This window comes from Comamonas kerstersii, from assembly GCF_008801935.1.
Lineage (GTDB): Bacteria > Pseudomonadota > Gammaproteobacteria > Burkholderiales > Burkholderiaceae_C > Comamonas > Comamonas kerstersii.
In genome coordinates this window covers 1-21,361 of sequence record NZ_VZOT01000002.1, presented here as the reverse complement: position 1 = coordinate 21,361, position 21,361 = coordinate 1, and the positions used below count along the sequence as shown (strand labels likewise).

The 21,361-nt window shown below is 58.6% G+C and carries 24 protein-coding genes and 3 pseudogenes; 20 read left to right on the top strand and 7 right to left on the bottom strand.

The annotated features are described in order from the left end of the window. The first annotated feature begins 14 nt into the window (after positions 1–14). The 3 genes from F7P80_RS03165 (at position 15) to F7P80_RS03155 (ending at position 2,845) form a co-directional block, all read left to right on the top strand. A complete protein-coding gene (locus tag F7P80_RS03165) occupies positions 15–1,274 on the top strand; it encodes a hydantoinase/carbamoylase family amidase (RefSeq protein WP_151042738.1) in 1,260 nt (419 codons plus the stop codon). Positions 1,275–1,307: 33 nt separating this feature from the next. Next, positions 1,308–1,961: an orotate phosphoribosyltransferase gene (locus tag F7P80_RS03160; RefSeq protein ID WP_249041364.1), complete on the top strand. Its 654-nt coding sequence runs from the start codon at positions 1,308–1,310 to the stop codon at positions 1,959–1,961. Positions 1,962–2,080: 119 nt separating this feature from the next. After that, the gene (locus F7P80_RS03155; protein WP_151042735.1) at positions 2,081–2,845 is read left to right on the top strand and encodes a YdcF family protein; all 765 of its coding nucleotides are present in this window, start codon (positions 2,081–2,083) and stop codon (positions 2,843–2,845) included. 97 nt (positions 2,846–2,942) lie between these two features. Here the strand turns inward: F7P80_RS03155 and F7P80_RS17255 are convergent. The 3 genes and pseudogenes from F7P80_RS17255 to F7P80_RS03135 form a co-directional block, all read right to left on the bottom strand. Continuing rightward, a pseudogene (locus tag F7P80_RS17255) lies at positions 2,943–3,107 on the bottom strand (methyl-accepting chemotaxis protein); the annotation flags it as partial. 289 nt (positions 3,108–3,396) lie between these two features. Continuing rightward, positions 3,397–3,708 (bottom strand): cache domain-containing protein, encoded by a 312-nt coding sequence (locus F7P80_RS03140; protein ID WP_151042729.1) that lies wholly within the window; start codon positions 3,706–3,708, stop codon positions 3,397–3,399. Between the two features lie 136 nt (positions 3,709–3,844). After that, positions 3,845–4,459: an FMN-dependent NADH-azoreductase gene (locus F7P80_RS03135; RefSeq protein ID WP_054067728.1), complete on the bottom strand. Its 615-nt coding sequence runs from the start codon at positions 4,457–4,459 to the stop codon at positions 3,845–3,847. Between the two features lie 119 nt (positions 4,460–4,578). On the opposite strand from F7P80_RS03135, the gene F7P80_RS03130 reads away from it, so the two are divergent. The 4 genes from F7P80_RS03130 to F7P80_RS03115 all read left to right on the top strand — a co-directional run bounded on the left by F7P80_RS03130 (position 4,579) and on the right by F7P80_RS03115 (position 9,401). After that, positions 4,579–5,490, top strand: coding sequence for a LysR substrate-binding domain-containing protein (locus F7P80_RS03130; RefSeq protein WP_054067729.1), 912 nt, complete (start codon positions 4,579–4,581; stop codon positions 5,488–5,490). A 193-nt stretch (positions 5,491–5,683) separates the two neighbouring features. After that, positions 5,684–6,703 carry an extracellular solute-binding protein gene (locus F7P80_RS03125; RefSeq protein WP_054067730.1) on the top strand — a complete coding sequence of 340 codons (1,020 nt, stop codon included), beginning with the start codon at positions 5,684–5,686 and terminating at the stop codon, positions 6,701–6,703. A gap of 96 nt (positions 6,704–6,799) precedes the next feature. Continuing rightward, positions 6,800–8,371: an ABC transporter permease gene (locus tag F7P80_RS03120; RefSeq protein WP_249041363.1), complete on the top strand. Its 1,572-nt coding sequence runs from the start codon at positions 6,800–6,802 to the stop codon at positions 8,369–8,371. A 19-nt stretch (positions 8,372–8,390) separates the two neighbouring features. Beyond that, on the top strand, positions 8,391–9,401 hold the full coding sequence (locus tag F7P80_RS03115) for an ABC transporter ATP-binding protein (protein ID WP_151042727.1): 1,011 nt from the start codon (positions 8,391–8,393) through the stop codon (positions 9,399–9,401). Between the two features lie 76 nt (positions 9,402–9,477). Here F7P80_RS03115 and F7P80_RS03110 read toward each other — a convergent pair whose 3' ends face one another. After that, a complete protein-coding gene (locus F7P80_RS03110; protein WP_151042724.1) occupies positions 9,478–11,088 on the bottom strand; it encodes a methyl-accepting chemotaxis protein in 1,611 nt (536 codons plus the stop codon). Positions 11,089–11,316: 228 nt separating this feature from the next. Between F7P80_RS03110 and F7P80_RS03105 the strand changes: the two genes are divergently transcribed. Further along, the gene (locus F7P80_RS03105; protein WP_151042721.1) at positions 11,317–11,892 is read left to right on the top strand and encodes an RBBP9/YdeN family alpha/beta hydrolase; all 576 of its coding nucleotides are present in this window, start codon (positions 11,317–11,319) and stop codon (positions 11,890–11,892) included. 207 nt (positions 11,893–12,099) lie between these two features. Here F7P80_RS03105 and smpB read toward each other — a convergent pair whose 3' ends face one another. Further along, positions 12,100–12,573: an SsrA-binding protein SmpB gene (gene smpB, locus F7P80_RS03100; RefSeq protein WP_054067734.1), complete on the bottom strand. Its 474-nt coding sequence runs from the start codon at positions 12,571–12,573 to the stop codon at positions 12,100–12,102. 154 nt (positions 12,574–12,727) lie between these two features. Here smpB and F7P80_RS03095 point away from each other — a divergent pair, with 154 nt between their 5' ends. Beyond that, positions 12,728–13,168, top strand: a complete 441-nt coding sequence (locus tag F7P80_RS03095) for a type II toxin-antitoxin system RatA family toxin (RefSeq protein WP_054067735.1) — start codon at positions 12,728–12,730, stop codon at positions 13,166–13,168. A gap of 12 nt (positions 13,169–13,180) precedes the next feature. After that, positions 13,181–13,495, top strand: a complete 315-nt coding sequence (locus F7P80_RS03090) for an RnfH family protein (protein ID WP_054067736.1) — start codon at positions 13,181–13,183, stop codon at positions 13,493–13,495. Positions 13,496–13,501: 6 nt separating this feature from the next. On the opposite strand, the gene F7P80_RS17030 is transcribed toward F7P80_RS03090, so the two are convergent. Both F7P80_RS17030 and F7P80_RS17340 read right to left on the bottom strand, forming a co-directional pair. Further along, the gene (locus tag F7P80_RS17030; protein ID WP_054067737.1) at positions 13,502–13,780 is read right to left on the bottom strand and encodes a hypothetical protein; all 279 of its coding nucleotides are present in this window, start codon (positions 13,778–13,780) and stop codon (positions 13,502–13,504) included. Between the two features lie 102 nt (positions 13,781–13,882). After that, a pseudogene (locus F7P80_RS17340) lies at positions 13,883–14,050 on the bottom strand (DUF4124 domain-containing protein); the annotation flags it as partial. A gap of 97 nt (positions 14,051–14,147) precedes the next feature. Here F7P80_RS17340 and guaB point away from each other — a divergent pair. The 10 genes and pseudogenes from guaB to F7P80_RS03035 all read left to right on the top strand — a co-directional run. Then, the gene (gene guaB / locus F7P80_RS03080) at positions 14,148–15,617 is read left to right on the top strand and encodes an IMP dehydrogenase (protein WP_151042715.1); all 1,470 of its coding nucleotides are present in this window, start codon (positions 14,148–14,150) and stop codon (positions 15,615–15,617) included. A gap of 99 nt (positions 15,618–15,716) precedes the next feature. After that, positions 15,717–15,977: a type II toxin-antitoxin system Phd/YefM family antitoxin gene (locus F7P80_RS03075; RefSeq protein ID WP_054067739.1), complete on the top strand. Its 261-nt coding sequence runs from the start codon at positions 15,717–15,719 to the stop codon at positions 15,975–15,977. Beyond that, a complete protein-coding gene (locus F7P80_RS03070; RefSeq protein WP_151042712.1) occupies positions 15,974–16,408 on the top strand; it encodes a type II toxin-antitoxin system VapC family toxin in 435 nt (144 codons plus the stop codon). Before F7P80_RS03075 ends, F7P80_RS03070 begins: the two co-directional genes overlap by 4 nt. Positions 16,409–16,444: 36 nt before the next feature. Continuing rightward, positions 16,445–18,061, top strand: a complete 1,617-nt coding sequence (gene guaA, locus F7P80_RS03065) for a glutamine-hydrolyzing GMP synthase (protein WP_054067761.1) — start codon at positions 16,445–16,447, stop codon at positions 18,059–18,061. Between the two features lie 366 nt (positions 18,062–18,427). Continuing rightward, on the top strand, positions 18,428–18,661 hold the full coding sequence (locus tag F7P80_RS03060) for a hypothetical protein (RefSeq protein ID WP_054066560.1): 234 nt from the start codon (positions 18,428–18,430) through the stop codon (positions 18,659–18,661). A gap of 12 nt (positions 18,662–18,673) precedes the next feature. Next, positions 18,674–19,456 (top strand): MbnB/TglH/ChrH family RiPP precursor modification enzyme, encoded by a 783-nt coding sequence (locus F7P80_RS03055; protein ID WP_151042709.1) that lies wholly within the window; start codon positions 18,674–18,676, stop codon positions 19,454–19,456. Further along, a complete protein-coding gene (locus tag F7P80_RS03050) occupies positions 19,429–19,713 on the top strand; it encodes an HvfC/BufC family peptide modification chaperone (protein ID WP_151042706.1) in 285 nt (94 codons plus the stop codon). The genes F7P80_RS03055 and F7P80_RS03050 overlap by 28 nt, the downstream gene beginning before the upstream one ends. Then, positions 19,664–20,176, top strand: coding sequence for a DoxX family protein (locus F7P80_RS03045; RefSeq protein ID WP_077345063.1), 513 nt, complete (start codon positions 19,664–19,666; stop codon positions 20,174–20,176). Before F7P80_RS03050 ends, F7P80_RS03045 begins: the two co-directional genes overlap by 50 nt. An 11-nt stretch (positions 20,177–20,187) precedes the next feature. Then, complete coding sequence (locus F7P80_RS03040) at positions 20,188–20,763, top strand: sigma-70 family RNA polymerase sigma factor (protein ID WP_151042703.1); 576 nt, start codon at positions 20,188–20,190, stop codon at positions 20,761–20,763. Positions 20,764–21,211: 448 nt separating this feature from the next. Continuing rightward, positions 21,212–21,361: pseudogene (locus F7P80_RS03035) on the top strand (IS256 family transposase); the annotation flags it as partial.

Here is a 21,361-nt window from a genome sequence, read left to right as displayed (position 1 = left end):
GCAGGTATGTTGATATGGAAATGCATGCTCTACAGCCACTGGCCCAGCAATTGTTTGCTGACATTCGTGCGCTGACTTTTGATGGTGTGGGTGTCACCCGCGCCAGTTACGGCGAGGGCGAGAACGCCTGCGCTGCCTATCTGGAAAAATTTGTGCGCAGCGAAGGTCTGGATGTGACCACGGACCGCGCTGGCAACTTCATCTATTTCGACCCTGCTGACACACGCAGCACCCCTGCGATCTGGTGCGGCTCGCACCTGGACTCGGTGCCACAGGGCGGTAATTACGACGGCCTGGCTGGTGTGGTTGCCGGTCTGCTGGTGCTGCTGGCGGCCCGGCGTGAAGGCGTCACGCTGCCTGCACCGCTGAAGGTGATTGGCTTTCGTGGGGAAGAAAGCGCCTGGTTTGGCAAGGCCTATATGGGCTCGGGTGCGCTGTGGGGCAAGCTCACGGCGGCAGATCTGGCGCTCAAGCGCCGTGGTGACGAAGTGACGCTGCGTGATGCGCTGGCCGCATGCGGTGCGGACATGGACGCCATCAGCCGTCAGGAAAAGCTGTTCAGCCCTGCCGATATCCGTGCCTATCTGGAGCTGCACATCGAGCAGGGCCCCGTCATGGTGGCACGAGAGATTCCCGTGGGTGTGGTCAGTGGCATTCGCGGCAATGTGCGCCACAACAAGATTGAGTGCTTTGGCGATGCCCAGCACTCGGGTGTGGTGCCGCGCTGGCTGCGCAAGGATGCGGTGTTTGCCGTATCGGACCTCATCGTGCGCCTGGACAACCACTGGCGTGCGCTGCTGGAGCGCGGCACAGACCTGGTGGTGACCTGCGGCGTGGTGCAGACCAACCCGGCAGAGCACTCGATTTCGCGCGTGCCCGGTTACGCCCATTTCAGTTTTGAGGTGCGTAGCAAGAGCAGCGACACGCTGGAAGCTTTCTACCAGCTGGTGCAGGCCGAGATGGCCTCGATCGAGCGCGAGCGCGGCGTGAAGTTTGCGCTGGACCGCCGCCTGACCAGTGACCCCGCAGTGACCGACCCGCTGCTGTGTGAGCTGATGGCCAAGGCCTGCCGCACGCGCGGCATTGCGCACGAGCGCATCCCCAGTGGCGCAGGGCATGACGCCGCGCTGTTTGCTAATGGCGGTGTGCCTTCTGGCATGGTGTTTGTGCGCAACCAGAACGGCTCGCACAACCCCTATGAAGCCATGGAACTGAGCGACTTCATGCTGGGCACCCAGGTGCTAGCGGACACCATGCTCGCAATTACTGCGTAAAGCCATGCAATCTCTGCAAAGAAAGACCAAGTGATGACCCAATCTTTACGACATGACGCAGCAGCCATGCTGCTCGATGCGGGCTGTGTGGAAGTGCGCACCGATGCTGCTTTTATCCTGCCTTCGGGCTGGGCCAGCCCCGTATACATGGATGCCACGCGTCTGATCTCGCTGCCCACCATACGCCGCGAGCTGATGAAGCAGGGCGTGCAGCGCCTGCTCGATGCGGGTGCTCTGCAAGGCCTGTCTGCTGTGGCAGGCGGGGAGTCCAGCGGTATTGCCTTTGCGGCCTGGTTTGCCGAAAAGCTCGACATGCCATTGCAGTACGTGCGCAAGCGCCCTGTGGGCAGCCGCCAGATTGAGGGCGTGGTGCACTCAGGTGGCAAGGTGCTGCTGGTGGACGACATGGTTTCGGCCGGGCAGTACAAGCTCAACTTCATCGAAGCGCTGCGCAGCCAGGGTGCGCGGGTGGAAGACCTGTTCGTCGTATTTGACTACGGCTGCTTTGGCTCAGACGCCGTACTGGCGCAGCACGGTGTGTGCGTGCATGCGCTGTGCAACTGGCAGGATGTACTGGCCATGGCCTTCCAGCGCGGCGGGTTCTCCGTAGAGCAGCTGGCAGTGTGGCAGGCCTTTTTGCACAACCCCGCCAAATGGTCGCTGGCCCACGGCGGCATTGGTCAATAATCGCACTCTCACAATCAGAGCGGCTAGCGCTTGATTTTGCTGGTTTTTAGATAGAAAACTATCTGAAATCCTTTGAAATCAAGCGCTAGCTGCTCTTGTATTCATAGAGGGTGTGCACCGTGTTTGTTGTTTCCAAACTCTTGTCGGCCATCACCCAGCCTGTGTTCTGGCTGGCTTTGTGGTGGCTGCTGGCCTTGCTGCTGCTCAGCCGCCAACCCAGGCTGGCCCGGCGCATGCTGTGGGCAGGGCTGGTGGTGCTGGGGCTGCTGGGTTTTCAGGCCGGGCCAGATGCTTTGCTGCGGCCGCTGGAAAACCGCTATGCCGTACCTGCGACTGAACGTGTGCCAGAGCATGCTGGCGTGATTGTGCTGGGTGGTGCGCTGGAGCACCCCGCCAGCTGGCAGGCGCATGGACAGGTGCCGCTGGGCCAGTCGGTAGAGCGTATGACGGTGCCGGTCGGCTGGATGCATGCGCACCCTGAGCTGCAGCTGGTCTTCAGCGGTGGTGAAGGGCGCCTGCTCACCACGGGTGTGACCGAAGGCCAGTTGGCCACGCAGTTCTACCGAGAGCAAGGCCTGGACATGGCGCGTGTGCATATCGAGCAAGGCTCGCGCACCACCCGCGAAAACGCGCAGCGTGTGGCCCAGACGCTGGGTGAGCGCTGCCACAACGAACGTTGGCTGCTGGTGACATCGGCCTGGCACATGCCGCGCTCCGTGCCCGAGTTTGAAGCTGTGGGCTGCCAGATCACGCCATACCCCGTGGACTTTCGCACGGGCGAGAGCACGCCATGGACGGAATACCGTATGGCCGAGAGCCTGCTGCGCTGGCAGGTGGCGCTGCACGAATGGCTGGGGCAGCTGGCCTATGCGTTGACGCGTTGAGCAGCTCCCGCAACCAGCAAGCGGTCACAAAAAAAGCCTTGCAGCATGTACTGCAAGGCTTTTTTGCAAGCGCTATCTGAAGTGTCTGTGATCAGTACTTGAAGATGGCCACAGTATCGACCAGCGCCTGAGCCTGCTGCTGCAGGCTGCGTGCGGAGGCGGCCATTTCCTCCCCCAGTGCTGCATTCTGCTGGATGACCTGGTCCATTTCGGTGACGGCTTCGCCCACCTGCACCACGCCAGCGCTTTGTTCGCGGCTGGCCGTTCTGAATTGCGTGGAGCACTTCCTGGCCCAGGGCTGCGTCAAAGCGGCCGGTTTGGTCCAGGCGCTTGCCAAGGACGCTGGCTTCATCGTCACCCACGTAGATGCCCTGGTTGGAGATCAGGCTGGCATAGCCGGTTTCATAGATGGAAATGTCTTCCACCATCTTCTGCAGACTGGTCAGCGGCACACTCACGCCTGCCACGCCCAAAAACTTGCCGTTGACGATGATGGGTACGGTCACCGCTGTCTGCAAAATCTCACGCCCGCCGTAGTTGTAGACATAGGGCTACTGCATGGCGATCTTGCCCGTACGCTTGGGCAGGAGGTAATAGTTTTCCTTGTCGTAGTCGACAATGGCTGCTGTGGAGTGACCACCCTTGCCGTCCTGAATCCAGTAGGGCACAAAGCGGCCGGTGGCATCGTGGGCGTGGGTGTTGGCGTATTCGGCATCACGGCCATCAAAGCCGTTGGGCTCCCAAATCGTCCATGTAGAGACAATACCGGGGTTACTATCCAGCACTTGGCGCATCATGGCATTAGCCGTTTCACGGTCGGTATTGCCGGACAGCACCATGGTTTCAGGTGGAAATGACTTCATAGTCATTGATATTCAAGCGCTGAGTGCTCTTTATTTAGGAGCTTTTGCTGCAATTTTGCACCTGCGGCAAAGCCATCAGGCCATAAAAAACGCCTGCATCAGCAGGCGTTGTGCGATTCGCGGAGCGCGATCGTTTTCAGGCAGCAGTCACAGCCTTTACATCGTTGGCGGCCTTTTCAAAGGCGGCAGCCACGGCTTCAGGGCCCATGCCCAGACCTTCGGCGCGTACAAAGCGCACGTCGGTAATGCCAAAGAAGCCCATGACCACCTTCAGATAGCTTTCCTGGTGCTCCAGCGCCTGCATGGCTTCGCTGGTGGAGTAGACGCCGCCGCGGCTGGAGGCCACGATCACGGTCTTGCCCTTGGCCAGGCCTTCAGGGCCGTTGGCGGTGTAGCGGAAGGTGCGGCCAGGCTGGGCGATGCGGTCAATCCATGCCTTGAGCTGGGTAGGAATGGTGAAGTTGTAGAAGGGCGCGCCGATCACGACCACGTCTGCGGCCAGGAACTGGCTCACCAGCTTTTCAGACACAGCGTTCTCTGCCACTTGCTCGGCGCTCAGGCCTTCGGTCTGGCCAGTGCGGGGAGCCATGGCCGCCATGGTGAAGTGGTTGGGGGTATCTACCACCAGATCCAGATATTCCACCTGTGTGTCGGGGTGCTTGGCGACCCAGGCTTCCACGATTTGCTGAGTCAGCTTGCGCGAAGCGGAGTTGTTACCAGTGATCGAAGAGTCAATGTGCAGCAGTTTCAAGAGAGGCTCCTGTGTTGGTGTGTTCAATGGACGCAAGTATGGATTACACGCGCCACTTTGATAAGTCAGCATAAATGCGATAGATTGTTCTAATTTTGGAACAAACAAGGAGCTGCCCCATGCAAGACCTCAATGACATGCTGTACTTTGTGGAGGTGGTGGAGCGTGGCGGTTTTGCGGCTGCCGGGCGGGCGCTGGGTATTCCAAAGTCGCGCTTGTCGCGCCGGATTGCGGAGCTGGAGTCGCAGCTGGGTGTGCGACTGTTGCAGCGCACCACCCGCAAGCTGTCGCTCACCGAGGTAGGCGCAGCCTATCTGCGCCACTGCCAGGCCATGCGTGACGCAGCGCAGGCCGCGCAGGACACCGTCGAGCAGGTGCAAAGCGAACCCCGTGGCACGGTGCGCGTGACTTGTCCGGTGACACTGTCGCAGACTGTGCTGGCACCGCTGATTCCCCGTTTTTTGGCGCAGTACCCGCTGGTACGGCTGGAGATGCAGGTGGTCAACCGCCCGGTCAATGTGGTGGAGGAGGGGGTGGACATCGCCCTGCGGGTGCGCGCCACGCTGGAAGACAGCGCCACACTGGTGGTCAAAAAGCTGGATGTCACGCACCAGGTGCTCATGGCCAGCCCTGACTATCTGCGCCACCATGGCACGCCTGAGCATCCGCAGCAATTGCTGGAGCACCAGGTGCTGTCCATGTCGGCTTTCGAAGGTGTGGCCCACTGGCGCATGCGCAGCGACACCGGGGCGGAAGTGCAGGTACAGCCGCCTGTGCGCTATATGGCCGATGACCTGATGACCCTCAAGCTGGCGGCGCAAGGTGGGGCAGGCATTGGTTATCTGCCTGACTATATGTGTCGTCAGGAGCTGGAGCGTGGTGAGCTGGTGCATGTGCTGCCGCAGTGGAGTGTGCCGCCAGCCATCGTGCACGCGGTGTTCAGCTCACGCCGGGGGCTCACGCCTGCGGTGCGCAGTTTTCTGGATTTTCTGGGGGAATTCGTGCCGGGCAGCAGTTCCTGGGGGCGCTGAGCAAGCAGGGTGGACTGAGCGGTGCAGCATTTTTTTTGCAATCCCGCTCAGGAATGTGTTGCAGCTGGCCAAAAAGTGGCAGAATAATTAATGGGAATTATTCTTATTATGAGCGTCAGGCCACTTGCGCTCATGGATCTGCCATCTGTGCAGGCACTCGCAGGAGTGCCTTTTTCACACTTTTGAGGTAAGCATGAAAATTTGGAAGACAGCCCTGTGCGCCGGTTTGGTTGGTGCTGCAACATTGGCACAAGCTGCGGATGCGCCACAGGCAGTGACCGTGTACTCCTCGCGCATTGAGGCCTTGCTCAAGCCCACACTGGACGAATACACCAAGCAGACCGGCGTCAAGATCAATCTGCTGACAGACCGTGGCGGCTCTCTGGCTGAGCGTCTGGCTGCTGAAGGTGCCAGCTCTCCCGCAGACGTGCTGATTACCGTCGATATGGGCAATCTGCACAACGCTGCAGAGCGTGGTCTGCTGCAGAAGGTGGATTCCCCCACACTGAACGCCAACGTGCCTGATAACTTCCGTGACCCCGGCAACCGCTGGTGGGGCCTGTCGCAGCGTGAACGTACCATTTTCTACGCTGCTGACCGTGTCAAGCCTGAGCAGCTGAGCACCTACGAAGACTTGGCTGACCCCAAGTGGAAGGGCAAGCTGTGCCTGCGCACTTCCAAGCAGACTTACACACAGTCGCTGGTGGCCATGATGATCGCCAAGCACGGTGTGGACAAGGCCGAGCAGATCACCAAGGGCTGGGTGAACAACCTGGCCGGTGATGTGTTCACCAACGATGCCAGCTTGCTCAAGGCCATCGCTGCCGGTCAGTGCGATGTGGGCATTGCCAATACTTACTACTACGGCCGTATCCTGGCCAAGGAGCCTGACTTCAACCAGAAGGTCAAGCTGTTCTGGGCCAACCAGGGCAAGGATGAGGGCGGTACCCACGTGAACCTGTCTGGCGGCGGTGTGACAGCCCATGCCAAGAACCCCGAAGGCGCTCGCAAGCTGCTGGAGTGGCTGTCTTCTGACAAGGTGCAGACTGCCTACACCCATGGCACGTATGAAAGCCCCATCAACAAGCAGGCTGAGGCTGATCCCATCGTGAAGGCATGGGGTACGTTTGTTCCCAGCCCTCTGAATGCTGCAGACATCGGCTCGCGCCAGCCTGAAGCCATCAAGCTGCTCGATCGTGTAGGCTATCGTTAATTGGTGATTTCCTGTTAGGTTAGTTACTTGTCTGTCATAGACCATTCCGCGCCAGCACACCGCTGGCGCGGTTTCGCTTTTGCGCTTCCCATAGCCTTGCTGACCATCGTGCCTTTGCTGGCGGTGGTGAGCATGGCTGTCACGCCCCAGCCAGATATCTGGCTGCACCTGTGGAACTACGTCCTGCCGCGTGTGCTGGGCAACACTTTGCTGCTCATGCTGCTGGTGGGTGTGGCTGTGCTGATCGTTGCCGTCCCGCTTGCGTGGCTGACGGCCATGTGTGATTTTCCGGGGCGCAGGTTTTTTGCCTGGGCGCTGGTGCTGCCGCTGGCCATCCCTGCCTATGTGCTGGCCTTTGTGCAGATGGGCATCTTCGAATATGCCGGTCCGGTGCAGAGCTTTGTGCGTGATGTGATGGGCAATAGCCGCTGGTTTCCGGACATTCGCGGCAGCCTGTGGGGGCTGGTCATGGTGCTGGTCATGGCCTTCTACCCCTATGTGTACCTGATGGCGCGCAGTGCCTTTCTGACACAGGGGCACCGCAGCATGGAGGCCGCACAGGCACTGGGCTACAGCCCTGTGGCAGCTTTCTTCAAAGTGGCTTTGCCACTGGCGCGACCCTGGATTGGTGCCGGTCTGGCGCTGGTGCTCATGGAAGTGCTGGCCGACTTTGGCGCCATTGCCGTTTTTAACTTCGACACTTTCTCGACCGCGGTCTACAAATCGTGGTTTGACCTGCACAACATTGGCGCAGCCGCGCAGCTCGCAGCCATTTTGGTGCTGGTCGTCTTGCTGCTGGTGGCCGCTGAGCAGCGCTCGCGCAATGCCAAGCGTTTTCACGTCAGCAATCCGCAGCAGCACCGCGCTGTGCTGCAGGGGGGCATGCGCTGGCTGGCATTTGGGTTCTGCCTGCTGGTGTTTGCTGCGTCGTTTGCCATTCCCATGGTGCAGATGGTGGCCTGGGTACTGTCGATTTGGCGTGAACAGCTCAATAGCGACTATTGGGGCTACGCCTGGAATACCTTGTATCTGGCCTTGCTGACGGCTGTCATCACCACCGTGCTGGCGCTGCTGCTGTCGTGGATTCGCCGCCGCCATGGCGATGCAAAAACCGCATGGGTGATTCGCCTGGCGGTGCTGGGCTATGCCATGCCCGGTGTGGTACTGGCCGTGGGTGTGTTCATTCCCATCGCCTGGCTGGATGCCTGGCTGATGGCGCTGCTGGAGCCCTTTGGGATTCAGGCGCTGGGCATCATCAAGGGTTCTCTGGCAGGCATGCTGCTGGCGCTGGCCGCTCGCTTTCTGGCCGTGGCCTATCACTCGACCGATGCTGCCATGCAACGCATCACGCGCAGTCAGGAGGAGGCCTGTGCTTCGCTGGGGCTGGGCCCCTGGCAGACGCTGCGCCGCCTGCATCTGCCGCTGCTGCGCACGGGCTTGCTGTCTGCCTTTCTGATGGTGGTGGTGGATGTGATGAAGGAAATGCCCATCACCTTGATGATGCGTCAGTTCGGCTGGGACACCCTGGCCGTGCGCGTGTTTCAGCTGACATCGGAATCCATGTGGGAAGAGGCTGCTTTGCCAGCGCTGGCCATTGTGCTGGTGGGGCTGGTGCCAGTGATCCTGCTGGTGCTGCAAACGGAAAAGAAACCGTCCTCGGCCGGTTGATCAATGCCGGGTTTTTGTGATGCTTGAAATCAACAATATTTCATTGGGATATGGTGCCAACACGGTTGTGCAAGGGGTGAACCTGCGCATGGATCAGGGTGAAATTGCCTGTCTGCTGGGGCCTTCTGGCTGCGGCAAGACCACGCTGCTGCGTGCCATTGCAGGCTTTGAGCCAGTGCGTGCTGGCAGCATCGTCCTGCAAGGGAGCACGGTGGCCAGCACAACGGTGCATGTGGCCCCGCAGTTGCGTGACATTGGCATGGTGTTTCAGGATCACGCGCTGTTTCCTCATCTGACGGTGGGTGGCAACGTAGCCTTTGGTCTGCACAGCATGCCCAAGGCGCAGCGCCCTGCACGGGTGCAGGAAATGCTGGAGCTGGTTGGCCTGCAGGGCATGGCCCAGCGCTGGCCCCATGAACTTTCTGGTGGCCAGCAGCAGCGTGTAGCGCTGGCCCGTGCGCTGGCGCCGAACCCCAGCCTGTTGCTGATGGATGAGCCTTTTTCCAGCCTAGACACCAGCATGCGTGAGGCCATTGCGCGTGAAGTGCGCGCCATCTTGAAGCAGGCCAAGGCCACGGCGCTGATGGTGACGCACGATCAGAACGAAGCCTTTGCCATGGCGGACAACATTGGCGTGATGTCCCATGGCCAACTCATGCAGTGGGGTAGTGCCGTGCAGGTGTACTGCACGCCTGCGACGCAGGCTGTGGCGCAGTTTGTGGGTGAGGGGGCGCTGGTCTCCGCACAGCGCACGGCAGGTGGTCAGTGGCAGACGGCACTGGGCCTGCTGCCAGCGGGCCATCCGCATTACGAAACATCCGAAGGCGCCAAGGTGCTGCTGCGCCCTGAGCATGTCTGCGTGGTGGAGCGCGGTGTTTCCGCCAAAGTGCTGGAGCGCACCTTCCGTGGCAGTCATTTTGTGTTTGAGCTGGAGCTGCCCGACGGCGAGCATGTGATGGCCAAGGTCTCGCTCAATGCCTTGTATGGCAGCTGTGAGCGCATGCAGCTAGGGCTGGTGAGCGAACTCTGAAAAACATACAGCATGGATGCTGACAGCGGTTCCAAAAGCGCTCCAACCCGCCTGGGTGGAGCGTTTTTTATCGGCTTCAAGCAGCAGATTCAGCCCGTACCAGGCGCATCTCGTCGCTGCTGCGCTGCACGCTAAAGGCTGATACCAGCTGGGTCAGCTTTTCTGCCTGATCTTGCAGATCTTTGGCGGCTGCCGTGCTTTGCTGTACCAAGGTCGTGTTTTGTTGTGTCATCTGTTCCAAATCATGGACGGAGGCATTGACCTGCAGAATATCCTGGCTTTGCACCTGTGCTGTCTGCCCAATGGAGCTGATGATCTGGTGCACACGCTGTACGTGCTGCACGATGTCCTGCATGGCATGTCCGGCTTCATCCACCAGCTGGTTGCCCAAATTGATACGTTCCACGCTGCAGGCAATCAGCTGCTGAATCTGTCGTGCAGCTTCGGCACTGCGACCAGCCAGGGCTCGCACTTCACCTGCTACGACGGCAAAGCCACGGCCTTGTTCGCCAGCGCGTGCAGCTTCGACGGCAGCATTGAGCGCCAGGATATTGGTCTGAAAGGCGATGCTATCAATCAGGCCAATGATCTCTTCCACCTGATGGCTGCTGGCAGCAATGTCCTGCATGGTGCCAACGACCTGCTGCATGACCCGGCCTCCGCTGCCTGCCGCATGCAGGGCGCTATCTGCCAGAGTTTCGGCCTGCTGAGCGGCATTGGCGCTGCTTTGCACGGTGTCGGTCAGTGCCTGCATGGCCAGGGTGGTGCGGTGCAGGTTGTCTGTGGTGTGGTCGGTTCGCTCGCCCAGGCGCAGATTGCCTTCAGCAATTTCGTGCCCAGTAGAGCGCAGGTGCGTGATATTGGTATGTACTGCTGCCACCAGTTCGTGAAAGCGTTGCTGCATGGCAGCTACGGCCGCCATCACGCTGCGGCTGTCGCCAGCCCTCACGGGAATGCGCACGGTCAGTTCCCCATTGCGCATGGCCTGCACCACATTGCGTACTTCATAGGGCTCTGCGCCCAGTTCATGGGTGATGTACTGGGCCAGCTTCATGGCTGCGGCCACGCTGACAGCTACGGCCAGTACGGTGATGAGCAGCATGGCCGTGCCAAACTCCTTGGCAGCATCATTGGCTCCGCTGTTGTTGGTGATGATGCGTGCTTCTTCAAAGTCGATCAGGCGGTTGATGCTGGCCAGCCACTGCACATACTGGGGCTTGGCCTGCGCCCATAGCAGTGACTCGGCACGGGCACGGTCTTGCTGCTGGAGTAGTTGCAGGATACGGTCAGTGGTTGTCTGTGTGCTGGCTTCCTGATGCTGTATGTCTTCGAGCATCTTGAGCACTTCAGGCGGAATAGTGCCTGACTGCTCCTGTAGCACCTGCTGCAACTGTTGATTAGCCCGTACATAGGCCTGTGCCAGGCGCTCGATTTGCTGCAACTCATGTTGTACAGCGGTGGGGTCGGGAGCAATCACTGCATCGCGCAGTGCAATGGCGCGGTCGTGCACTGAGCCGCGAAAGTCAATGGCAGCGCGCTGAATGACGGCGTTCTGGCTGGAGTTGGCGGTGAGCTTGGAGTCGATGCCTTGTGTGACGAACACACTGTAAGTGGACAGTGCAATGAGCAAGGCCGTAATGAGGGCAAAGCAGCCCAGAAGACGGTGACTAATTTTCCGGTGAAACATGAAGGGGTCGGAGGAGCAGAAAAAGCTATGTTGCTATTTGTTACTCGCATCCTATGCCGCTCACTTGTGGGGCGTGTGTTGCCGGTCGCATAACCATGCTCGAGCTCGGATACCTGCGGTTTCCGATGCATGCAGCTAAAAGCTTATGCCCATAAGAAAACAACGAATCAATAGTTGGGTTTTGCGCCTCTGACTTTCACAATCGGCGGCTCTGAAGGAGAGCAAGCCATGTCAAGCACAGCACCACGCATCATCATCGTTCCGGGATGGCGCAATTCCAGCCCTGAGCACTGGCAAAGCCTGTGGGCCAGGACTTTGTCCAATGTGGAGCGTGTGGAGCAAGACGACTGGCTGACGCCCAAGCGCGAAGACTGGGTGCGCACGCTGGAAGCGCTGATTCTGTCGCGCCCGGAGCCAGTGATCGTGGTGGCGCATAGCCTGGGCTGCATCACCACGACGCATCTGGGCGCCGAGGCGGCCGCACGCATTCGCAGTGCCTTGCTGGTGGCGCCTGCTGACCCTGAGCGCAGGGCGCATCTGGCGGACTTTGCGCCCGTGCCTTATCAGCTCCTGCCATATCGCAGCGTGCTGGTGGCCAGCAGTAATGATCCGTACTGCCCCATTCGCCTCGCAGGTGCCTACGCGCGCGCCTGGGGCAGCGAATTTGTGCGTCTGCAAAATGCGGGGCACATCAATGTGGAATCGGGCTATGGCCCATGGCCGCTGGGCTTTGCTTTGCTGCAGTCGCTGATTCAGGACATGCAGTGGAGTGTTGAGGCTCCACAGCCTGCAGCTGTCTCTTGAGGGTGTCTGAGGGGGCGTGCAGGATGGCATCCAAATTGGCGTCCTGACCGCAGCAGTAGCTTGCGGACGCAGCAAGCCCACAAGCGTCCTGACAGTGAGATTCCTGTACTGCAGTCTTGCTGCTTGATCCGAGCAGTCTTGGGCATGAAGCGTTTCTGAGTCTTGCAGACTCCGCAAGGGCATGCGCCAAGCTGGTATCAGTGTTGCTTAGCGGTTGCGGCTTTTCATGGCGCGTTCCACCTCGCGCTTGCCTTCACGGTCTTTGATCACGTCACGCTTGTCGTGCTCTGCCTTACCCTTGGCCAGAGCAACATCGCATTTGACCAGACCGTTCTTCCAGTGCAGGTTGGTGGGCACCAGGGTATAGCCCTTTTGCTCGACCTTGCCGATCAGGCGGCGGATTTCGTCTTTTTTCATCAGCAGCTTGCGCAGACGCGTAGCGTCGGTGCTGATGTGGGTGGAGGCGGTTTTCAGGGGTTGGATCTGACAGCCGATCAGGAACAGCTCGCCGTCCTTGATGACAACATAGGCCTCGCTGATCTGTGCCTTGCCGCTGCGCAGTGCCTTGACTTCCCAGCCTTGCAGCACAATGCCGGCTTCATGGCGTTCCTCAAAGAAATAATTGAACGCAGCTTTTTTGTTCTCTGCAATGCGAGAGTTGGTTTCTGGTTTTTTTGCCATGGGTCTTTCTGGGTGGCGGGCCCACAGATGCCGGGCTCTACCTACAATGATGGGCGTTTCTCCCGCTCAGCTTTGATTTTAGTTTCTCCAGCGCCAGACTGACCGAAGCGGCCTCACAATGCCCCAAGGTTTCAAGGCGCTGGTTTGTTTATTCATGAAAAACGTTAATAAGTCCGTCCTCATCTGGTATAGCCCTGAAGAAATGTTTGCCCTGGTGGCAGACGTTGCGCGCTATCCCGAATTTCTGCCCTGGTGCTCGCATACCAAGGTGCTGGAGCAGGACGAGCACGGCATGACGGCTGAAGTGGGTATGGCCATGGGTGCTCTGAAGAAGTCGTTTGTGACACGCAATGTGCACGAGGGCAAAAACAAGATCAGCATGCGCCTGATCAAAGGGCCGTTCTCGCGCCTGGAAGGGCACTGGATTTTTCATCCTGTGGGTGATGGCACCCAGCGGGCCTGCAAGGTTCAGCTGCAGCTGGACTATGGTTTTGACAGCATGGCGCTGGCAACGCTGATTGGCCCTATCTTTGATCGCATCGCCAACTCCATGGTGGATGCCTTTATCAAGCGCGCAGAAAAAGTCTACGGTTGAGGCAGGTCAACAATGCTCAACATTGAAGTGGTTTGGATGGATGCTCAGGGTCAGGTGCAGGAGCGTTCGGTGCAGTTGCCTGCTGGTGCGTGCCTGCAGGATGCCATCACCGCATGCGGTCTTGAGCTGTCAGTCCAGCAAAGTTGTGGTGTCTGGGGCCGCGTCAAGCCGCTGGAATATGCGCTGCAGGAGGGCGACCGCGTCGAGCTGTATCAGCCACTGAAGGTTGACCCCAAAGTTGCGCGCCGTGAGCGGTTTGCTCAACAGGGCGCGCGTGGGGCAGGGCTGTTTGCCAAGCGCCGGGCCAACAGCAAGTCGGGCTACTGAGCTCTTTTATCTGCAATTGTCCTTGATGGCAGCCTGGGCGCGCTGCAGTTCTGCCTGGCGCTGCGCGTCCGTCATCAAGCCGCGTTCCCCTTTTTCATTCACATAGGCATGCAGTGCACCGGACTGCAGCGAAGCCTGCATTGCCCGGGCGCGCTGGCAGTTGCTGCGGCGAACCTCGGCCTGCCTGGCTTCGTGCTTCTTACGTTCGTCTTCTTCGGCCTTGCGTTGAGCCGCTTCCCGGGCTTTGTCCTGATCAGGTGCTGATGTTTCGGGTGCTGCCTGCACAGTGCTTGTTTCAGAAGCAGGTTCTGACACTACAGCAGGCGTTGCTACGGGCGCAGCTGTCGCGCCCTCAGCGCTGGGATAGCGCACGCTGGGCGCGGCAGGCGCGCTGCTGCCCGGGCGCTTGAGGATCTGTGGTGGCGCGATGTGTGCGGGCGGAGGACGATCGCTATAGACTTTTTGCCCTGAAGCATCTATCCACTGCCATTGTGCAAAAACACTGCAACTGCAAACACTTAGCGTTGCTGCAAGAAGAAGTTTGAGCGTTTTCATGACTGGCAGTGTAGCTCTGGCTTGCAAGGTTTCTTGTTGCGTGATTGGCACGGGAGCCGCCAGACGAAGCTACAATCCCTCTTTTGGAGCCTTCACAATGCGCCTTCTCGGAAAAGCACTGACCTTTGACGACGTTCTGCTCGTTCCCGCCTACTCCGAAGTCCTGCCCAAGGACGTTTCTCTTTCTACCAAGTTCACTCGCAACATCACGTTGAACCTGCCACTGGTCTCTGCGGCCATGGACACCGTGACTGAAGCGCGTCTGGCGATCGCCATTGCCCAAGAAGGCGGCATTGGCGTTATTCACAAGAACATGACGGCCGAGCAACAAGCGGCTGAAGTGCTCAAGGTCAAGCGCCATGAATCCGGCGTGGTGTCTGATCCTGTGGTGATCACCCCTGACTTCACTGTGTTGCAGGTGCTGCAGCTGTCTGAAGAGCGTGGTATCTCGGGCTTCCCTGTGGTGGAAGGCGGCAAGGTGGTGGGTATTGTGACCAACCGCGACATCCGCTTTGAAACACGCTACGACGTGAAAGTGCGCGAGATCATGACGCCCCGCGAGCGCCTGATCACTGTGCATGAAGGCACAACGCCTGCTGAAGCCAAGGCGCTGCTGAACAAGCACAAGCTCGAGCGCCTGCTGGTGGTCAACGATGCCTTTGAACTCAAGGGTCTGATCACTGTCAAGGACATCAACAAGCAAACCAATTTCCCCAACGCTGCACGTGACGCCGCTGGCCGTCTGCGCGTAGCCGCTGCTGTGGGTGTGGGCGCTGGCACGGAAGAGCGTGTGGAACTGCTGGCCAAGGCTGGTGTGGACGCTATTGTGGTGGACACAGCCCACGGTCACTCCAAGGGCGTGATCGACCGCGTGCGCTGGGTCAAGCAAAACTACCCCCATATCGATGTGATTGGCGGCAACATCGCTACCGGCGCTGCTGCGCTGGCGCTGGTGGAAGCGGGCGCTGACGCTGTGAAGGTCGGTATCGGCCCTGGCTCCATCTGTACCACACGTATCGTGGCCGGTGTGGGTGTACCCCAGATCATGGCGATCTCCAACGTGGCCGAAGCCCTGAAGGGCACAGGTGTGCCACTGATTGGTGACGGTGGTATCCGCTTCTCCGGTGATATCTCCAAGGCGCTGGCAGCTGGCGCATCCACCATCATGATGGGCGGCATGTTTGCTGGTACCGAAGAAGCACCTGGTGAAGTGATTCTGTTCCAGGGTCGCTCCTACAAGAGCTACCGTGGCATGGGCTCCATCGGCGCCATGCAGCAAGGCTCTGCAGACCGCTACTTCCAGGAATCCTCTACAGGCAACCCCACAGCTGACAAGCTGGTGCCCGAAGGTATTGAAGGCCGTGTGCCTTACAAGGGCTCCATGGTTGCCATCGTGTACCAGATGGCAGGTGGCATCCGTGCTTCCATGGGCTACTGCGGTTGCAAGACCATTGCTGAGATGAACGAAAAGGCCGAGTTTGTGGAAATCACCGCAGCCGGTATCCGTGAGTCGCACGTACACGACGTGCAGATCACCAAGGAAGCACCTAATTACCGTGCCGACTAATTCCCTTTGAGGAAATAGACCAGAGTCGCAGGATTCTGGTCAGAATGCTAAAATCTGGCCTGAACTTCTGGTTCAGACCAGATTTTTTTATTTCTACCCATGCAATCTGTCGGTATTTACGAAGCCAAAACCCGCTTTTCTGCCTTGATCGAACTGGTCGAGCAGGGAGAAGAGGTGCGCATTACCCGTCACGGCAAGGAAGTGGTGCGCATGCTGCCTGTGCGCCGTCGCCCGGTGATTACGGACGAGCAGATTGCCCGTGAGTTAGAACAAATTCAGGCGCTACAGCAGACTGTGCGTGCCCCGGAAGCTACTGATTCTGTAGTGGCGCTGCGCCATACAGGGCGGAGTCAGACATGAGCGCATTTGTGCTGGATGTCTCCGTGACTTCCGCCTGGCTGCTGCCTGAGCATGCCAGTGCTGATACCCAGCGTCTGTACGCACGCATCCGGCGTGATGAGGTGGAACCGCAAGCTCCCAATGTCTGGCAGTGGGAGTGCTGCAACCTGATTGCATCGGGTGTCAATCATGGGCGTATTCCGCAGACCTCGGTCGAGGGGTTGTGGGGTGTGCTCGAAGCTATTCGCCATCGCGTGGAACTGCACGAGCTGGCTCCTGCCCAGCACAAAGCCGTGCTGGATGTGGCACTGGATACGGGCCTGCCCGTGTACGACGCTGCATATCTGTGGCTCGCGCAATCACTGCGTGTGCCGCTGGCGACCTTTGATCCTGCCCAGATTGCTGCGGCCCGAAAGCGCGGAATTGCACTTTTGGCACCTGGCGATTTTTGACATGGATTTCTCCTTTTCTTGCCCTTGGATAACACCATGCAACATGACAAGATCCTGATTCTTGACTTCGGTTCGCAGGTCACACAGCTGATCGCACGTCGCGTGCGCGAAGCCCACGTGTACTGCGAAGTCCACCCCTGCGATGTGAGCAGCGAATGGGTGCGCGAGTTTGCCGCTGACGGCAAGCTCAAAGGCATCATCCTCTCTGGCAGCCACGCTTCCGTCTACGAAGTCGATGACCGCGCGCCTGACGCAGTGTTCGAGCTGGGCATTCCCGTGCTGGGCATCTGCTACGGCATGCAGACCATGGCCACCCAGCTGGGCGGCAAGGTTGAAGGCTCCAACACCCGCGAATTCGGCTACGCCGAAGTGCGCGCACACGGCCACACGGAACTGCTCAAGGGCATTGAAGACTTCGTGACCGCTGAAGGCCACGGCATGCTCAAAGTGTGGATGAGCCACGGTGACAAGGTCACCCAGCTGCCCGAAGGCTTCAAGGTGATGTGCTCCACACCTTCCTGCCCCATCGCTGGTATGGCTGACGAAACACGTCGCTTCTACGCTGTGCAGTTCCACCCCGAAGTCACGCACACCGTGCAGGGCGCAGCCATGCTGAACCGCTTTGTGCTGGATATCTGCGGTGCCAATGCAGACTGGATCATGGGCGACTACATCGAAGAAGCAGTTGCCAAGATTCGCGAACAAGTGGGTGACGAAGAAGTCATTCTGGGTCTGTCTGGCGGTGTGGATTCGTCCGTAGCTGCTGCGCTGATCCACCGCGCCATTGGCGACCAGCTGACCTGCGTGTTTGTGGACCACGGTCTGCTGCGCCTGAACGAAGGCGATATGGTCATGGACATGTTCGAAGGCAAGCTGCACGCCAAGGTGATTCGCGTGGACGCTTCCGAGCTGTTCCTGGGCGAATTGGCTGGCGTGTCTGAACCTGAGCAAAAGCGCAAGATCATTGGCCGTCTGTTTGTGGATGTGTTCAAGAGCGAAGCCGCCAAGCTCAAGGCAGCCACCGCAGGCTCCAAGGGCGCGACTTTCCTGGCACAAGGTACGATCTACCCCGACGTGATCGAGTCGGGCGGCGCCAAGAGCAAGAAGGCTGTCACCATCAAGAGCCACCACAACGTGGGCGGTCTGCCTGAGCAGCTGGGTCTGAAGCTGCTGGAACCCCTGCGCGACCTGTTCAAGGACGAAGTGCGCGAGCTGGGCGTAGCTCTGGGCCTGCCCCGCGAGATGGTGTATCGCCATCCCTTCCCAGGCCCCGGACTGGGCGTGCGTATCCTGGGTGAAGTCAAGAAGGAATACGCCGACCTGCTGCGCCGCGCGGACGCCATCTTCATCGAAGAGCTGCGCAACTGGATCGATGAAAAGACCGGCAAGAGCTGGTACGACCTGACCAGCCAGGCCTTCACCGTGTTCCTGCCCGTCAAGAGCGTGGGCGTGATGGGCGACGGCCGCACCTACGACTACGTCGTGGCTCTGCGTGCTGTGGTGACCAGCGACTTCATGACGGCCGACTGGGCCGAGCTGCCTTACGGCCTGCTCAAGAAGGTGTCTGGCCGTATCATCAATGAAGTGCGCGGCATCAACCGCGTGACTTACGACGTGAGCACCAAACCACCAGCAACCATTGAGTGGGAGTAATCCCGCGTTGAGAACTGCCTAGCAGCTCAACAATAAAAGCCCTGCAAATCAATGATTTGCGGGGCTTTTTGCTTTTGTGCATCGCACTTGCTGGAAGTCTCAGGGAGGAGGGTGAACTTGGAAACTCCAAGAACCGCAACCGCTGCACAGCAGACTTTGCTTGATGGGACTCGTACGACAGGAGTTCGTCGATTGCTGGCCGAAGCTTAGGATCAGTGAGGATTGGCATGTTTCTCATTGATCCGCCGCACCTTCCTCGGTGGACAAAGCGCTCGAATTTTTTTCTCAACTCTGTCAGGAATCCGCATCTCGGTACGACTAGATCACCGTGCACGTCTTGTGCATGCCATTTTCTAGGAGTCAAACATGTCCGCCCTGAACATCAAATCTGTTGCAACGATTGCTGCTGCTCTTATTGCTTCTTCGGCCTGGGCTGCAGGCGCTGCTGAGCAAAAGTGCGGCGCGGGAACCTGCGGCAAGAAGGAAACGACCTGCAAACCTGGTGCCCAGTGCGATGCATCGTGCAGCAAAAAAGACAGTGCGTGCAGCAAGAAAGATGCGGCCTGCTCCAAAAAAGACGCTGCTTGTTCCAAGAAGTGAAGGAGCATGGCCATGGCTGGATTGGGTTATCGCCGCGAAATGGCCGACTGGGACATGTCGCTGGTTCTGGCTGACTTCTTTGAAGTTGCCCCCGAGAACTGGATACGACGTGATCGCAGCCCTTTGCACAGGCTGCGAGCATCCGGCCGGCCTGTGCACCTGCACGGTGTGTCTCTGAACTTGGGCGGAGACAGTGCAATTGATCACTGTTTTTTACGGGATGTCCGCGCCTTGATGGATGAGCTGGGGACCATCAGGTATTCAGACCACTTGGCGGCCAGTGGAGACGCCCATCAGCTGTATGACCTGTTCCCCATCCCCTTCACCAAGCAAGAGGTCAAGCGGGTGGGAGACCGTATCCGCCAGGTGCAGGACATCCTGGGGCAGCAAATTGCGATCGAGAACAGCACTTGGTACACCAATATTGGTGACATCCCTGAGCCCGACTTCTTGGGCGCTGTCGCCGAATGGGGCGACTGTGGTGTGCTGCTGGATCTCAACAACATCATGGTCAATTACAAGAACCATGGGCAACACAGTCTGCAGGAGTTTGTTGCGCGTGTGGATCTGACGCGAGTCAGTTACATCCATGTGGCTGGCCATGAGTTCGATGCTCGTTTTGGCCTGTTCATTGACACCCACAGCGAGACCGTGGAAGAGCAAACCATGACCATGGCCCGCCAACTTCAGCGCACCCATGGCCTACAAGTGCTGCTGGAGTGGGATAACGATGTGCCGTCTATGGACACACTCAACCAGGAACTCATATGTCTAACGCCTTTTATGACTACGTGAGGGGGCGCAGCGAGACAGTGCCGGCAGGGTACACCCTGGCAGGACTTCGTGCATACCGGTATCTGGTGTATCTGGGCGCCAGCCAGATGGTGGAGGCCAATTTCCCATTCCTGCGAGAGCAATTGGGAGAGCAGGCGTGGCGCCTGCTGATTGAAGGGTTCGTGCGGCAATCCGCTTGGACATCACCGTATTACGGAGATTTGCGTCATGAATTTATTGCTTATCTGGGGCGAGAAAGCACAGACACACATGCGTGACCTGGGACTGCTGGGACTCAGAATATGGGCAGCGCAAGAGTTTTTGTTCGCCGGCTGGACCAAATTGAGCGCTGGCGGCTCTGCTCCTGCATGGTTTGCAGGTCTGGACTTTCCTTTCCCCCATCAGTTCCTGGGAGCACAACTGAACTGGCTGGCAGCCGGTATTGGCGAGGTCGTGCTGGGCTTTTTGCTGCTACTGGGGTACAAGGGCCGATTCGCGGCATTGGGCCTGATTTATATCACCTACGTCGCTGTCTATACCGTGCACTTTGATCTGGGCTGGGCAGGTTGGCGGGCGATTGAAACCGATGAAGGCCTGGGGTTTAAGGTTCCTCTCATGCTGGGACTGATGCTGTTTGCCGTGCTGACCCAAGGACCTGGGCGATTTTCTCTGGATGCAGCGCAAGCAAGCATGTCGCCAAAGTCCAATCAGGGCGCATCCAAGCGAGTTTCCTCTACCTAGCAATACACCGTATGAGTCTCGTGATCGACGACAGGGCGCAGTGGATATGCCAATGGCGTGGGCCCATGCTTCGATTTGCTTGCCTGCATCTAAGCCCACGCGAGGAAGCTGAGGACGCAGTGCAAGATGCGTTGATTGCATTGTTGGAGATCGATTTCGACAAGCTGCAAGCTGTAGACCCCAAGCGCTACTTGTTCGGAATTCTCAAGAACAAAATCACAGATCGGCTACGCAAGCGCTATAGCGGGGAGGCCAGCTACTGCGAAGCGTTTTCGGACGATCTGGATGTTTATTTGTTCAATGAGCGCAGCCATTGGATAGAAGGCGTCGCTCCTGCAGGCTGGCACAGGCCAGACGAACGGCTGCAAACAGATCAGTTTTTTGCCGTGGTCGATTTGTGCGTGCACAACTTACCGACCAAACCTGCCCAGGTGTTCAGCATGAAGGTGTTTCTGGAGTGCGATGCCGATGAAATCTGCACCACTCTGGGCTTGAGCAAAACCGATTACTGGCAATGCATGAGCCGGGCCCGTAAACAAATACAGCTGTGCTTGAGCCAGAAATGGTTCGGAGGTGCCAGTCAATGATGAATTGCAAGCAATACATCTTTCACATCACATCGGGGCAATCCGAGGAAGCAGGCGCTATCGACCGTTTCTGGGCTGCTCAGCACCGGCTTATTTGTCATCGCTGCCGGAGTTTCACCCGCAACGATCAGCAGCTTTCGACAATCCTCAAAGACTATCGGGAAAACATTCTTGATCCCGATAAATCAGTGAAGCGCTGATTTGTTTTTATGAATTGCTGGGTCAGCAGCTGTCTCTCTGATCGGCCAAACCTGTCGTCAGTCCACAGAACGCTGTCGCTGCAAAGTAGATTCCAGACGGCCAGCCTGTCTGGGGAAACCCTACAGACCTGAGTAGCCACCTCATTTGCCTGTTTCGAGCACGGCAGCAGCCCATGTAAGAGGGTGTACAGAATTTTGTGTAAATGGCCCATAACCCGCAGACTTGGATCTGCAAACCCGCAAACGCAATGACATCTGTACAACACGACATTCCTGAAGCGTTGCTCAGCGCTCTGCTGGCCGATTACAAAAAGCCCGAAGACCTCATTGGCGAGAACGGTCTGCTCAAGCAACTGACCAAAGCCGTGGTCGAGAAAGCCTTGCAGGCGGAATTGACT